Source organism: Streptomyces sp. NPDC006207 (assembly GCF_040613835.1).
Taxonomy (GTDB): domain Bacteria; phylum Actinomycetota; class Actinomycetes; order Streptomycetales; family Streptomycetaceae; genus Actinacidiphila.
In genome coordinates, this window is sequence record NZ_JBEXSX010000043.1 from 44,244 (window position 1) to 57,751 (window position 13,508).

At 73.3% G+C, this 13,508-nt stretch carries 11 protein-coding genes; 5 read left to right on the forward strand and 6 right to left on the reverse strand.

Features of this window, described 5'->3' with window-relative positions:
- Window positions 1-324: 324 nt before the first annotated feature.
- The 5 genes from ABZ312_RS29510 to ABZ312_RS29530 form a co-directional block, all read right to left on the reverse strand.
- Window positions 325-645: a hypothetical protein gene (locus ABZ312_RS29510; protein WP_500326305.1), complete on the reverse strand. Its 321-nt coding sequence runs from the start codon at window positions 643-645 to the stop codon at window positions 325-327.
- A gap of 182 nt (window positions 646-827) precedes the next feature.
- Entirely contained in the window at window positions 828-1,607 is a 780-nt protein-coding gene (locus tag ABZ312_RS29515; protein ID WP_500326306.1) for a GntR family transcriptional regulator, read from the reverse strand.
- A gap of 131 nt (window positions 1,608-1,738) precedes the next feature.
- Window positions 1,739-3,706, reverse strand: coding sequence for a phosphocholine-specific phospholipase C (locus ABZ312_RS29520; protein ID WP_500326308.1), 1,968 nt, complete (start codon window positions 3,704-3,706; stop codon window positions 1,739-1,741).
- 27 nt (window positions 3,707-3,733) lie between these two features.
- The gene (locus ABZ312_RS29525; RefSeq protein ID WP_500439122.1) at window positions 3,734-5,497 is read right to left on the reverse strand and encodes an endonuclease/exonuclease/phosphatase family protein; all 1,764 of its coding nucleotides are present in this window, start codon (window positions 5,495-5,497) and stop codon (window positions 3,734-3,736) included.
- Window positions 5,498-5,839: 342 nt separating this feature from the next.
- Window positions 5,840-6,739 (reverse strand): glycoside hydrolase family 19 protein, encoded by a 900-nt coding sequence (locus ABZ312_RS29530; RefSeq protein WP_500326311.1) that lies wholly within the window; start codon window positions 6,737-6,739, stop codon window positions 5,840-5,842.
- A gap of 280 nt (window positions 6,740-7,019) precedes the next feature.
- On the opposite strand from ABZ312_RS29530, the gene ABZ312_RS29535 reads away from it, so the two are divergent.
- Window positions 7,020-8,390 (forward strand): FAD-binding oxidoreductase, encoded by a 1,371-nt coding sequence (locus ABZ312_RS29535; RefSeq protein ID WP_500326312.1) that lies wholly within the window; start codon window positions 7,020-7,022, stop codon window positions 8,388-8,390.
- A 63-nt stretch (window positions 8,391-8,453) separates the two neighbouring features.
- On the opposite strand, the gene ABZ312_RS29540 is transcribed toward ABZ312_RS29535, so the two are convergent.
- Window positions 8,454-9,425, reverse strand: a complete 972-nt coding sequence (locus ABZ312_RS29540; RefSeq protein WP_500326528.1) for an aldo/keto reductase — start codon at window positions 9,423-9,425, stop codon at window positions 8,454-8,456.
- Between the two features lie 396 nt (window positions 9,426-9,821).
- Here ABZ312_RS29540 and ABZ312_RS29545 point away from each other — a divergent pair, with 396 nt between their 5' ends.
- The 4 genes from ABZ312_RS29545 (at window position 9,822) to ABZ312_RS29560 (ending at window position 13,493) form a co-directional block, all read left to right on the forward strand.
- Window positions 9,822-10,616: a hypothetical protein gene (locus ABZ312_RS29545; RefSeq protein WP_500326314.1), complete on the forward strand. Its 795-nt coding sequence runs from the start codon at window positions 9,822-9,824 to the stop codon at window positions 10,614-10,616.
- 66 nt (window positions 10,617-10,682) lie between these two features.
- Window positions 10,683-11,495, forward strand: coding sequence for a polyphosphate kinase 2 (ppk2, locus tag ABZ312_RS29550; RefSeq protein ID WP_500326315.1), 813 nt, complete (start codon window positions 10,683-10,685; stop codon window positions 11,493-11,495).
- 249 nt (window positions 11,496-11,744) lie between these two features.
- Window positions 11,745-12,497: a class I SAM-dependent methyltransferase gene (locus ABZ312_RS29555; protein WP_500326317.1), complete on the forward strand. Its 753-nt coding sequence runs from the start codon at window positions 11,745-11,747 to the stop codon at window positions 12,495-12,497.
- A 48-nt stretch (window positions 12,498-12,545) separates the two neighbouring features.
- Window positions 12,546-13,493, forward strand: a complete 948-nt coding sequence (locus tag ABZ312_RS29560) for a GerMN domain-containing protein (RefSeq protein ID WP_500326319.1) — start codon at window positions 12,546-12,548, stop codon at window positions 13,491-13,493.
- Window positions 13,494-13,508 lie beyond the last annotated feature (15 nt).

Below are 13,508 nucleotides of genomic sequence, written 5' to 3' on the forward strand. Positions count from 1 at the left end.
CGGGGGCACAGATGCGGGCTGCGGAGGGGAAGGTGGCGGCCTGGGGCCGGCCGGCGCTGCGCGGCTGGTGGATGGCCGGGGTTCGGGCGCCGGAGCGGCCCGCCTCTCCGGTGGCATGGGCCTCGTTGCCGTCCGCGGGTGCAGATGGCCGGTTGCCGCGCCCACTGCCTGTGGTGGGCGCGCCCCCCGTGACCCGCGTCTGCGGGTGGTTCCCCGGGATCGGGCTCACCTTTGCCGTCCGGTACGGCGAGAGCGAGCCCGATCTCGCCCCCGCAACAGCTGCCGCACGCGAATGCTCCTGCTCCAGGCGCTCGGCACCGGGCATCAGACCGGGCGGATCGAGCGCTCCCGCTCGGTCGCCAGCCGGCGGATGCGCTGCGTGCGGCCTGCGGCCGCCAGCCGGTTCAGCACCGCGGGTTCGTCCGAGGACGCGGCGAGGCGCAGTTGGAGCCAGTCCGACCAGGAATCCGGAACGGATGCGTCGCCGAGCAGGGCGGTCACCGACGCGCTCTGCAGGACGCCGAGTTCGCGGGCGCGCCGGGCCGCGTACGCACGGCCGCGCTCGGTGCCGAGCCGGTCGGTCCAGGCCGAGTGGCCGGAGGGCGGGAGGCGACCGAGGACGTGCAGGACGATGCCGAGGGCCACGCTCGGGTCGGGTTCGACGGCACGGCGTCGTACAGGTCGGGCAGACAGGCCGGGTCGTCCAGGGCCCGCCGGTACAGGACCCAGCGCTCGTGCTCGTCGGAGAGGTCACCGCGGAGGTCGCCGGCGATGGCGCCGAGGCGGTGGGCGAGGGCGGCGGTGACCTGGTCCAGGCCCCGGGACACTCAGTCCTTCCCGGGACGGGGGCTGTGGCGGCGGCCGAGCGTGGAGGCCGCCACGGAGTTATGCACCGTGAAGGCGATGGTGCCGGGCAGGTAGCGGTCCTCGGACCACTCCACCGGCGCGCCCTCCGGATCGGTGGTGCGGCGCCGCTCGCGCAGCAGGACCTGCCCGGGCGGGCAGTCCAGGAGGCGGGTGTCGTCGGCGTCGGCCCAGGCCAGGTCGATGGTGTGGTCGGCGTCGGTGAACAGGACGCCGTGCGCGACGAGGGCCTCGGTGTGCGAGACCGTGTCGGGCGGCAGTTCGGCCACCAGCGCGCCGATCCGGGCCGGGTAGAGGGAGCGTTCGACCATCACCGGCTCCCCGGACAGGGTCCGCACCCGCAGCACCAGGTAGACCTCGGCGCCGTCCTCCAGGCCGAGCTGATCGGCCTCGGAGAGCTCTGCGGGCCGCCGCACCACGCTGTCCACGCGGCCGCCCGGGGTCTCCCCGATGGAGCGGGCCCAGTTGGTGAAGCTCAGCAGCTCCGAGAAGCTCTGTGCCCGCGGGCCGCCGAGCACCGTGCGCCGGGTGCCGCGGCGCGAGGTGACCAGGCCGTCCGAGCGCAGCACGGCCAGCGCGTGCCGGACCGTGCCCCGGGAGACGCCGTAGCGCTCGGCGAGGGTGCCCTCGGGGGGCAGTTTGGTGCCGGCGGCGTAATCGCCCGCGATGATCGCCTCGCGGAGTCCGGCCGCGACCTTGCGGTAGCGCAGCTCGTCGTCCGGGGTGCCCTGCTCCTGCCGCACCGTGGTCTCCTGCGCTGCTCGTGCCGTGCGGGCCGCCCCTGCGGGCGGTTCCCCCGACCCTACCCGGAGGGGACGGGCGCCGGCCCGTCCCCCGTCCCCCGACCCCCGCCTCCCGTCCCCTCCGGCGTGCCTCACACGGAGTGGACGGTTCCCGCGTACCGCTGGACGAAGCGGGTGCCGGTGCCCGCGGTGACGGTCACGTCGTAACGGCCGCCGTCGGTCCGCCAGGTCACCCGGGTGCGGTCGCCCGCCTTGACCCACACGGTCTGCTCCTTGCCGGCGAAGTCGTTCGGCGTGAGCGTGAAGGCCACCTCGGTGCCGCCGTCGTTGCGCAGGTAGAACTCGACGGCCGCGTGCTCCGGGCGCCCGTCGTGCCGCAGGGTGGCCGCGACCCCCGGCACGGCGACGTCGTCCTGGCCGTCGGGGACGACCGTCCCGGAGAAGCGGCGGACGAAGCCGTCGGCGCCGTGCACGGAGAAGTCATAGCGGCCGTCGGTGTCCGCCGCGTCCCACACGTACGTGCGCGACGAGCGCGGCGGGACCGTGAACGGCGTGCCGGTGAAGGGCAGCGCCGTGTTGGGCAGCACGGTGAAGTGGTAGCCGACGGTGCCGTCGTTGGTCAGCCTGCAGGTGACCTTGCCCTTGTCGCGGTCGACGGTCACGTCGGCCCACGGCCGGTACGGCAGCGGGCGGTGCGGCCGCCGCCCCTCCTCCTGCTGCGGCATGGCCGAACGGTCGGGCACCTTCACCGCGGGCAGCGCGTTGTTGGCGTCCGCCTTGGCCATCAGCGCGAGGGTGTCCGGCAGCGCGGGGATGCTGTAGTCGGGTTTGGTGAAGTCGAAGCAGCTGGTGAGGTCGCCGCAGACGGTGCGCCGCCAGTCCGAGATGTTGGGCTCCTTCACCCCGGTGACGCGTTCGAGGAAGCGCAGCACCGAGGTGTGGTCGAACACCTGGGAGTTGGCCCAGCCGCCGCGCGACCACGGCGACACGACCCACAGCGGCACCCGGCTGCCCAGACCGATGGCCTTGCCGTTCGCGAACTCGTCCTTGGTGCCCGGCTCGGGGAACGGCGGGATGACGTGGTCGAAGTAGCCGTCGTTCTCGTCGTACATGAGCAGGAAGACGGTGTGCTTCCACACGTCGGGGTTGGAGAACAGCGACTGCAGCGCGGTGTTGACCCAGTGGGCGCCGTAGTCGGGGCTGGCCGCGGGGTGCTCGCAGAACAGGTACGGCGCCACCAGCCAGGAGACGGTGGGCAGCGTGCCGTCCTTGCAGTGCTTGTCGAACGCCGTCAGGTCGAACTTCGTCATGGCGTTGACGTAGCGCGGGTCGTCCTTGGGGAACTCGTGGAACTGCTTGAAGTACGACAGGGCGTTGTCGTCGTAGTCGCCGTTGCGGTCGTCCGAACCGTCCGGGTTGTGGTAGACGCGCCAGGTGACGCCCGCGTCCTCCAGCCGCTCGGCGTACGTCGTCCAGTCCGCCACCGGGTTGTCGGTGACCGGGGTGTTGTCGGTCCACGGGCCGGTGGTGCCGTCGACGCCGGGGCCTGCGGTGCCGGTCCACAGGTAGAGGCGGTTGGGGTCGGTGGGGCCGTTGAGCGAGCAGAAGTAACCGTCGCAGAGGGTGAAGGCGTCGGCGAGCGCGTACTGGTAAGGGATGTCCTCGCGGGTGAAGTAGCCCATGGTGCGCTCGCCCTTGGCGGACACCCACTTGTCCATGGCGCCGTTGTTGACGGCCGAGTGGCCGCTGTCCCAGTCGTGCGGGAGGCCGCCGGCGTTCTGGGCGTTGTACTTGGTGGTGTCCATGCGGAACGGCAGGAGGTGGCCCTCCTCGCGTCCGCGGGCGGGCTGGCGGAACACCGGGTCGCCGTTGGACAGCACGGCCGCCTGGCGGTCGCCGAAGCCCCGTACGCCGCTGAGGGTGCCGAAGTAGTGGTCGAAGCTGCGGTTCTCCTGCATCAGGATCACCACGTGCTTGACGTCGTCGATGCTGCCGTGCCGCGGGCCGTGCCCGGCGGCCTCGGCCGTGCCGGGGAGCCCGACGGCTGCGGCGGCTCCCGCGGCGGTGCCGATGAATGCGCGGCGGCTGAACTCGGTCATGGGGAAGGTTCCTTAGGTCGTTCGGGGTCAGCCGCGGGCGGACAGGGAGAAGGTGACGACGGCGGCGGCGTGGTCGGAGGGCCAGCCGTTGCCTGCGGTGTCCGGGACGGGCCGGGGCCAGCCGGTGACCAGGGTGTGCGCCTCGACGACCTTGAGCGGGCCCGCGTACTGGACCTGGTCGATGCGGTCCTGGGGCTCCGCGCCGCCGTCCTCGCGCCGCGGCCTGACGGGTGACCAGGTGGTGCCGGGGTCCTTCACGGGGCTGGAGTGATCGGCGCGGAAGGCGTCGGTGAGGCCGGCGTCCTCCAGGGCCTCGGTGACCGGCCAGCGGAGCCGGCCGGCTCCCCCGTGCGCGGACGAGGTCCGGCTCGTCCAGTCGCGGTGCGACGGCGAGGCGAGGCCGGCGGCGAGCACGACGGGACCGCGGGAGGCGATGTCGCGGCGCATCGCGGCCACCAGCGCCTGCGTCTGCCGGTAGCGTGCGGTGCCCTTCTCCGCCGCCTCGACCTGCGCGGCCGTGCGGCCCGCGACCACCGCGTACGGCCCGTAGCCGGCCTCGTCCAGCTGTGCCGTCCACAGCCGTACGGTGCGGTCGCCGGGCAGCCGCAGCGTCGCGGCGGCGGCCGGCAGCGAGGCGGTGGGGGCGACGGTGCCGGTGAGCGGATGGCGGCTCACGATGCCGAGGCCGCCGGCCTGGTGCACGTGCCAGCCGAGCGCGGCGGCGAGCCGCTGGGCGCCGTCGTCACCGCACTCCTGGAGCGCGACGGCGTCGAGGCCCTGGGTCAGCACCAGCCGCAGCTGCTTCTCCAGCGCGCCGTCGATGTGGCTGCCCGCGTCCCACAGGTTGAGCGTGGCGACCTTCAGCGTCAGCCGGTCCCTGCTCGCGCGCACCGGCACCTGGACGGTGACGGTGTCGCCGCCGACGGCGCTGTCGGTGACGGCGACCACCAGCCGGCCGGGGGTGCGCGGCGCGAGGGCCGGGGCCTTGCCGCTGACGGTGCCGTCCGCTGCGACGGTCAGCCACGGGTCGCCGCCGGCGCGCCTGAAGGTCGCGCTGCCCTCGGCATTGCCCTCGGGCCGGATCCACAGGCCGCCGAGCGCGACGGAGAAGGAAGTGCCCGCCGTCTGCTCGGCGGTGGTGACGGCGTCCACGACCGCATGCGGACGCGGGATGACCGGACGCGGCACGAAGCTGAAGGGCGCGGTGCGGGCCAGGATGCCGTAGCCGTCCTTGGCCAGCAGGTAGGCCGTGTACGGCCCGCCGCTCAGCCCGGAGGTGTCGATGCTGATGTCACCGGACGCCGCGGGGGTGTACTCCCAGGCGAGGGAGGCGCCGTTGCCGGGGACCCGGTCGCCGTCGTAGACGCCGATCCAGTTCTTGGGGTCGGGCGCGTCCGTCGTCCAGTGGAAGGAGACCTTGTCGCCCTCGAAGGGCTTGGGGGTCCGCAGCTCGACGAGGTCGCCGGTGGGCGGGCCGGCGAAGGTGAACGGCTCGGTCTTGGCGAGGATGCCGTAGCCGTCCTTGGCCAGCAGGTAGACGGTGTACGGGCCGCCGCTCAGCCCGGAGGTGTCGAGGGTCGTCCTCCCCGAGGTTCCGGTGACGTACGTCCACACCAGCGAGCCGCTGCCGCTGCCCGGCTGGCGGTCCCCGTCGTAGACGCCGATCCAGTTCTTGGGGTCGGGCGCGTCCGTCGACCAGGTGAAGGTGAGTTTGTCGCCGCGTTGCGGAGGCGTCGTGGAGTCGAGCGCGACGCTGCTTCCGGATGCGGCGACCTGTGAGAGGGATGGCACGGTGTTGGGTCCTCTCCGCCCCGGCGCCGCCGCGGCGGCGTTCGGGTGGGCAAAGTTGTCTAGATAACTTCGCCCCCAGCAAGCCGTCCCACGGCGACGAACCCGTGAACGACGGGTTGCCGCCGTCCGGGAATCAGGCGGAAATCTGAGGTTGGCGCGCACGGCGGGACAGGCCGCCGTCCGCCCCCACGACCGCCTTGAGCAGCGATGTCACGGGGATCGGCATGCTCCACGACGGGTTCCGCACCCCGAGCGGCGGCCTCCCCCCGGGCCGCCGCTCGGGGGGAGGCGGCGTCATGCACCGTTCAACGGTGCACGTTCCGCTGCGCGCAGGCGAGGCGTTCAGCAGGTGAGGTTGCCGCCCGGGGCGACGCCCAGGATCTGGGTGAAGCGCTGGTAGTTGTTGACGCGGCTCTGCACCTGCGCCGGGTTGCGGCCGTCGCACTCCAGGGACCCGTTGATGGAGCGGATCGTCTGGCCGAAGCCTGCCTGGTTCACCATGGCGTTGTGCGGGGTCATGGTGCCGGGGCCGCTCTGGGTGTTCCAGTACCAGAGGCCGGTCTTCCAGGCCACGGCGGCGTCCTGCTCGACGAGCCAGGGGTTGTGGAGCAGGTCGATGCCGAGGGCGTCGCCGGCCGCCTTGTAGTTGAAGTTCCAGCTGAGCTGGATCGGGCCGCGGCCGTAGTAGGCGGACTGACCGGCGGGGCAGCCGTAGGGCTGGCTCGTGTCGCAGTAGTGGGGGTAGTTGGCGGTGTTCTGCTCGACGATGTAGACCAGTCCGCCGGTCTCGTGGGCGATGTTGGCGAGGAAGGCGGCGGCCTCCTGCTTCTTCACGGTGTCGCTCCCGGTCTTGGCGAAGCCGGGGTACGCGGAGAGGGCGGCGACCAGGCCGCTGTAGCTGTAGAAGGAGTTCCGGCCCGGGAACATCTGGTTGAACTGGGCCTCGCTGACCACGAACCCGGAGGGGTTGCCGGGGTTGCCCGGGTCGGTCGTGCCGCCGCCGCAGGTGCCCTGGTCGGCCCAGACGCCCCATTCGCCGGTGGTGCCCGGGGTCTCGCCCTGCGTCCACCACTTGGCCTGCCAGTTGTGGCCGCTGTAGGAGGCGGTCATGCCGCCGGTGTAGACGGCGCCGGCGCTCCACGGCGTGGCGCAGGTCGCGGCGGAGGCCGTGCCGGCGGGGAGCGCCACCGCCAGTCCGGCGGCGGCCGTGAGGGTGGTCAGGGCGGCGAGGGTACGTCGCATCACCGTAACTGCTCCTTGTGTGGGGGGAGTTGCGTGTCGCACTCAGCAATGAACCGGATTGGCCTATACCTGTCAAGGTCTAGACCAACATCCCCCGCACGGCCCGGCCACGGCCCCGGGTTGAGGCCCCGCCCCGTCGGCGTAGCGTGGAATCAGGCCGGTGCCGGTGGCGGGCGGGCCCGCGGGGGAAGGTGCGCGTCGCGCCGAGCCGCACCGCCGGCCCCAGGCGGGCCCCGCCCCCGGGCGGGCTTGCGTCGTCAGCGCACGAGGAGCGTCGGCCATGGGCAAGCCCTCAATCGACCAGCTGCGGGAGCGCGTGCGCGGGGCGGTGATCACCGCGGACGAGGAGGCCTACGACGGGTCACGGCAGGTTCACAACGCCATGATCGACCGGCGGCCGGCCGTCATCGTGCGCTGCGCCAACGCCGGCGACGTCATCGCCGCGGTGGACTACGCCCGGGAGAACGGGCTCGACCTGGCCGTGCGCGGCGGCGGCCACTCCGTACCGGGCTTTGGCACCTGCGACGACGGAGTCGTGGCGGACCTCTCCGCGATGCGCTCCGTACGCGTCGACCCCGGATCACGCGCCGCCCGCGCGGAGGGCGGCGCCACCTGGGGCGACGTCAACGCCGCGACGTACGCCTTCGGGCTGGCCACCACCGGCGGCATCATCTCCACCACCGGCGTCGGCGGCCTCACCCTCGGCGGCGGCATCGGCTATCTCAGCCGGGGCCTCGGACTCAGCTGCGACAACCTGATCTCGGCGGACGTCGTCACCGCGGACGGGCGCTTCCTCGTCGCCAGCGAGAAGGAGTACGACGACCTCTTCTGGGCGCTGCGCGGCGGCGGCGGCAACTTCGGCGTGGTCACCTCGTTCCAGTTCCGGCTCAGCCCGGTCAAGGACATCTACGGCGGCCCCGTCTTCTACGACCTCCAGGACGCCGGCAGCGTGCTGCACGCCTACCGCGAGGTCATCGCCGACGCCCCCGAACAGCTGGGCAGCTTCCCGGCGTTCCAGATCGCCCCGCCCCTGCCCTTCATCCCGCCGGAGCGGCACGGCAGGGTCCACGTCGCCACCGTGAGCTGCTGGGCCGGCCCGCTCGACGAGGGCGAGCGGGCGCTGCGGCCCTTCCACGACATGGCGCCGGTCGTCGCCGAGCACATCGGCCCGATGCCGTACCCGGCGCTCAACACCGCCTTCGACGGCCTCGTGCCGCCCGGCCTCCAGCACTACTGGAAGGCCAACTTCGTCACCGAGCTGACCGACGAGGCCATCGCCGCGCACCTCGAGCACGCGGCCGGCCTGCCCGCCGTGAACTCGACCGTGCACATCTACCCGATCGACGGCGCCTGCCACCGCGTCCCCGCGGACGCGACAGCCTTCGCCTACCGCGACGCGTCCTTCGCCACCGTGATCGCCGGCATGTGGCCGGATCCCGCGGCCAACGAGGCCAACGTGGCCTGGGTGCGCGACTACTACCGCGCCCTGGCGCCGCTCTCGGAGGAGGGCGGGTACGTCAACTTCATGGCCGGGGACGACCAGGGGCGGATCCGGGCCAACTACAAGGGCAACTACGACCGGCTCGTCGAGGTCAAGCGGACGTACGACCCCGGGAACCTGTTCCACCTCAACCAGAACATCACGCCTTGACGGCGGCCGGGGCCGGGGCCGGGGCCGGGGCCGGCGCGGCCCCGGCCCCGGCACGGTGGCGGCTCAGGAGAAGCCCACGACGCCGTGCGGCCGGTAGGGGCTCTCCAACTCCTTCAGCTCCTCCTGGGTGAGGCGCACGTCCAGGGCGGCGACGGCGTCCCGCAGGTGCGCCTCCTTGCCCACGCCCACGATCGGCGCCGTGATCCCGGGCTTACCCAGCAGCCACGCCAGGGCGATCTGGGCCCGCGACAGTCCGCGCCGTGCGGCGATGGCCGCGACGGCCTCGACGATCACCCGGTCCTCGTCAAGGTAGAGGGTGCCGCCGAACTCGTCGGTCTCCTGCCGGGCGCTGACGGTGTCCCAGTCGCGGGTCAGCCGCCCCCGGGCGAGCGGGCTCCAGGGGGTCACGCCGACGCCCTGGTCCGCGCAGAGCGGCAGCATCTCACGCTCCTCCTCGCGGTGGAGGAGGTTGTAGTGGTTCTGCATGCTGACGAACTTCGTCCAGCCGTGGCGCTCCGCCGTGTACTGGGCCTTGGAGAACTGCCAGGCGTACATGGAGGACGCACCGATGTACCGCGCCTTGCCCGACTTCACCACGTCGTGCAGGGCCTCCATGGTCTCCTCGATCGGGGTGTGCGGGTCCCAGCGGTGGATGATGTAGAGGTCCACGTAGTCCGTGCCGAGGCGGCGCAGGCTCGCGTCGATCTCGGTGAGCACGGCCTTGCGCGACAGACCCGCCCCGTTCGCGCCGGGGCGCATGCGGCCGTTCACCTTGGTGGCCAGCACGATCTCCTCGCGGGACGCGTACTCGGCGAGGGCCCGGCCGACGATCTCCTCGCTGGTGCCGTCGGAGTAGACGTTGGCGGTGTCGAAGAAGGTGATGCCGGCCTCGACGGCGCCGCGTATCAGGGGGCGGGCGGCGTCCTCGTCCAGCGTCCACGGGTGGTTGCCGCGCTCGGGGGTGCCGTAGCTCATGCAGCCCAGGCAGATCCGGGAGACGTCCAGACCCGTGCCGCCGAGTTTCGTGTACTCCACGTCCATGCCTCCGCAAGGTGGTTTTGGTGGCTTCGGTTGCCGAACCGCGCTCCCGAGTATGCAAGCCGGTGGATCTTCGCGTCGACGGCCCGCCGCGCTGCACCGGGGGATCCGTCCACAATGTCCAATGGAAAGCGTAAAGACCCCTGTGCACCACTGCGGGACTTCCGTCCCGTGAGCGACGTGGGCGATGTCACATGCACCGATTTGCGCTGTTCATCATGGCTTTGACCTGCGGCTTTTCGGAATCACATACTCCGCTTCCGGCGACTGTGCAGGTCAGGCCCTTGCGCCCGCGGGAATGCTCCCGCAGAGTCCTGACGTATCCGGCCCCGGCCGCGCAGCGCGGCAGCCGGCATTCCGGGCGGGGGCTAGCTGAAAGGGTCCTCGTCTCACATGCGCAACCAGGCCAAGCACCGCCGCGGGCGTTCCCTGCGGCTCAAGCTGTCCGCCGCGGCTGTCGCCTCCGCCGCGGCCTTCGGCGGCACCGCGTGGGCGCTCCAGCAGTCGGGCTCGGACGGCACCGGGGCGGACCGCGCGTCCGGCTCGTCCAAGGTCCACGTCACCTCGATCCTGCCGAGCGCGTCCGAGCAGCCGGAGCACGGCCTGGTCGACGCCGACAGCGGCCGGCGTGACGCGGCACCGGAGGCGAAGGAGACGAAGGGCACCGGCGCGACTCCGTCGAAGGGGGCGGCCCCGGCCAAGGCGAAGGTGAAGACCAAGGCCAAGAAGCCCAAGCCGGTGAAGACCACGCCGAAGCCCGCCCACACCGGGCCGGCCCAGCCGAAGCCCCCCGCGAGCACGCCGACCCCCAAGCCCAGCCACACCGCCACCCCGCCGGCGACGCCCACCCCGCCGCCGACCACCCCGCCGCCGACCACGCCGCCCCCGACGCAGACGCCGGACCCCACGCCGCCGGCGTCCACCCCGTCCCCGACCGCGGCACCCACGACGGACACCCCGTACGCACCCGCCTCCCCGGCCGCCGAAGCGGCCGAGCCCCCGACGGCGGCCACCCCCCGGACCGCCCCGCAGCGCGCGGACGACGCCGAACTGCTGCCCCCCTTCGCCACGGTTCCGCACCCGCACGCCCACGGCCGCGGTCACGCCCGCGGCCCCTGGCTCCCGTTCCCGGCGACCGCCCCCGGTCACGCCGTCGGCGCCCCGGGCGGCACCGGCCCGCTCGGCTGAGCCTCCCCCGGGGCCCGCCCGGGGACCCGTACCGTGGGCGTCCTACGGAAGCGAGGGCACCGGGGCATGGGTGACAACAAGCGCCAGGACCGCCTGCCGCGCGGCATGTACGAGCGGGAACTGCTGCGGCTGCAGGTCGAGTTGGTCAAGCTGCAGGAGTGGGTCCGGGCCGGCGGGCACAGGCTCGTCATCGTCTTCGAGGGACGCGACGCGGCCGGCAAGGGCAGCACGATCAAGCGGGTGACGGAACACCTCAACCCCCGCATCGCGCGCATCGCGGCGCTCCCCGCGCCGACCGAACGCGAGCGCACCCAGTGGTACTTCCAGCGCTACGTCGACCATCTGCCGGCCGGCGGGGAGATCGTGCTGTTCGACCGGAGCTGGTACAACCGCGCCGGTGTGGAGCACGTGATGGGCTTCTGCACCCCCGAGGAGCACGTGCGCTTCCTGCACCAGTGCCCGATCTTCGAACGGCTGCTGATCGAGGACGGCATCATCCTGCGCAAGTACTGGTTCTCGGTCAGCGACGCCGTGCAGGAGCAGCGGTTCCGGACCCGCCTGGAGGACCCGACCCGGCGCTGGAAGCTGTCGGGGATGGACCTGGAGTCCATCACTCGCTGGGAGGCGTACTCCCGCGCCAAGGACGAGATGTTCGTGCACACCGACATCCCCGAGGCCCCCTGGTACGTCGTGGGCAGCGACGACAAGCGCGCGGCCCGCATCAACATGATCGCCCACCTGCTCGCCGGCATCCCCTACGAGGAGGTCCCCCTCCCCGCCATCGAACTCCCGCCCCGCCCCGAGTCGACCGGCTACCAGCGCCCGCCCCGCGACCTGCAGACCTACGTCCCGGACCACGCGGCGACCTTGGGGCAGTGACACCACTCGGGCCCCTCGTGCCGGCGGCTGGGAAATCCGTCGGGAAACCGTCCCTGGCGCGCCCGGGAAAGGGGCCGGGGCGGGCGCCGGAGGGGTTGCGGGCGGACTCGCGGAGGGGGTGCGGGCAGGGCGGCCCGGGGGTGGTGCCGGGGTGGGGGAGGCGGGCGTACGGGCGGTTGGGGCACCCGCGCTGAGCTGGGCTTTCGAGGCTGCGGACCCTAGCGTCTCCCCATCGGGAAAGGGGATCTGATGGACCGTGGTATCCGCGACGTCGACGACGTGCTGAGGCTCCTGGACGACCTGTTCGCGGCGGGGGCCGACCGCTGGACGGAAGGGGCGGCCGACTGGTGGGACGCGTTCTACGCGGACCGGTCCCGGCCGGTGCCGTTCTTCGTGGACAAGCCGGACGAGAACCTCGTGGAGTGGCTCGACCGGGGCCTGATCGCGCCGGGCGGCCGGGTCCTCGACCTCGGGTGCGGTCCGGGACGCAACGCGCGGTACCTGGCCGCACGGGGGTTCACGGTGGACGCGGTCGACCTCTCCCCCGCCGCGATCGCCTGGGCGCAGGAGCGGGCCCGCGAGGCCGGTGCGGCCGTGCGGTTCCACCGCGGTGACGCCTTCGCCCTGGCCGGGACGGTTCTGCGCGGCCCGTACGACCTGGTCCACGACTCGGGTTGCTTCCACCATCTGCCGCCGCACCGGCGCATCAGCTACCTCGCGCTGCTGGACGGGGTCCTGGCGCCCGGCGGGCATCTGGCGCTGACGTGCTTCGCCGCCGGCGCCATGGGGTCCGAGCTCGACGACGCGGACTTCTACCGCGATTCCCGGCTGCACGGCGGCCTGGCCTACAGCCCGGAGGCGCTGCGCCGGATCTTCTCCGGACTGGCGGAGGTCGAGCTGCGCCGCATGCGCGGTGAGCCGGCGGATTCCGCGTGCTTCGGTGAGGACTTCCTCTGGGCGGCCCTGTTCCGCCGCCCCGCAGGGGTCGTACCCGGTAGCTGACCCTCCCGGGTGATGGCGTACGCGGGCGGGAGCGGGCACTCTGTGCGCATGCCGGAGGGGAGGATCCACATGGACGGTGCCCGGCCCGCCGCCGCACGCCCCGCGCGGGCGCTCGCGGCCGCGCTCGTGCTCCTCGCCCTGCTGTCCGCCTGCGGCGGCTCCGGCCGGGAGGCCTCCGGGGCTCCCTCCCGGACCGCCGCATCCGGCGAACCCGGCACTGCGCCGGCCACGCCGGGCGGCGGGTCGCCGGACCCGACCGCGTCGGCATCCGCGTCGGCATCCACCACACCCCGCCGGGTCCACGCGGCCGTCTACTTCCTGCACGAGGGCAAACTGTCGGCTGCGCCGCGCACGGTGACCGGCCCGGCGACCGCCGCCGCGGCCCTGCGGGCCCTGCTCGCCGGCCCGAACGGCTTCGAGCGCGGTCACGGCCGGGCGACGGCGATCCCGTCAGGGACGGCGCTGCGATCGCTGGCCGTACGGGACCGCGTCGCCACCGTCGACCTCTCGGGCCGCTACGACGACGCCGTCCCCGGCACACCCGTGGAAGCCCGGCTCGCCCAGGTGGTGTTCACCGCGACGGCGTTCCCCGGCGTCGAGAAGGTGCGCTTGCGCGTGGACGGCGGGCCGCCGGCCGGACTCGGCACGGTCGCCACCGGCCCGCCCGTCGGCCGCACCGACTTCGAGGAGCTCTCCCCCGCCGTCCTCGTGGAGTCACCGCTCCTCGGCGACACCGTCACCGCCCCGCTGCGCGTCCACGGCACGGCCGACACCTTCGAGGCGGAGTTCCGGCTGCGGATCTCCGACGGGGCCGGCCGCACGGTCGCCGACGTACGGGTGGCGGCCACCTCGGGCAGCGGCACCCGGGGCACCTTCGACGTGACCGTGCCCTACCGCGCGGCCGGTGGGCCGGGCACCCTCACGGCGTACGTGCTGTCCGCCGAGGACGGCCGCCGGGTCGTCCTCGACACGGTGCCGCTCACCCTCGCGGGGTGAGCGGGTCCCGGCCGG

Coding starts and splice junctions, on each gene's coding strand:
- ABZ312_RS29520 (WP_500326308.1), bottom strand. CDS start 3,706: ATGACCGAGTTCAGCCGCCGCGCATTCATCGGCACCGCCGCGGGAGCC.
- ABZ312_RS29545 (WP_500326314.1), top strand. CDS start 9,822: ATGCGCAACCAGGCCAAGCACCGCCGCGGGCGTTCCCTGCGGCTCAAG.
- ABZ312_RS29555 (WP_500326317.1), top strand. CDS start 11,745: ATGGACCGTGGTATCCGCGACGTCGACGACGTGCTGAGGCTCCTGGAC.
- ppk2 (WP_500326315.1), top strand. CDS start 10,683: ATGGGTGACAACAAGCGCCAGGACCGCCTGCCGCGCGGCATGTACGAG.
- ABZ312_RS29530 (WP_500326311.1), bottom strand. CDS start 6,739: ATGCGACGTACCCTCGCCGCCCTGACCACCCTCACGGCCGCCGCCGGA.
- ABZ312_RS29560 (WP_500326319.1), top strand. CDS start 12,546: ATGCCGGAGGGGAGGATCCACATGGACGGTGCCCGGCCCGCCGCCGCA.
- ABZ312_RS29535 (WP_500326312.1), top strand. CDS start 7,020: ATGGGCAAGCCCTCAATCGACCAGCTGCGGGAGCGCGTGCGCGGGGCG.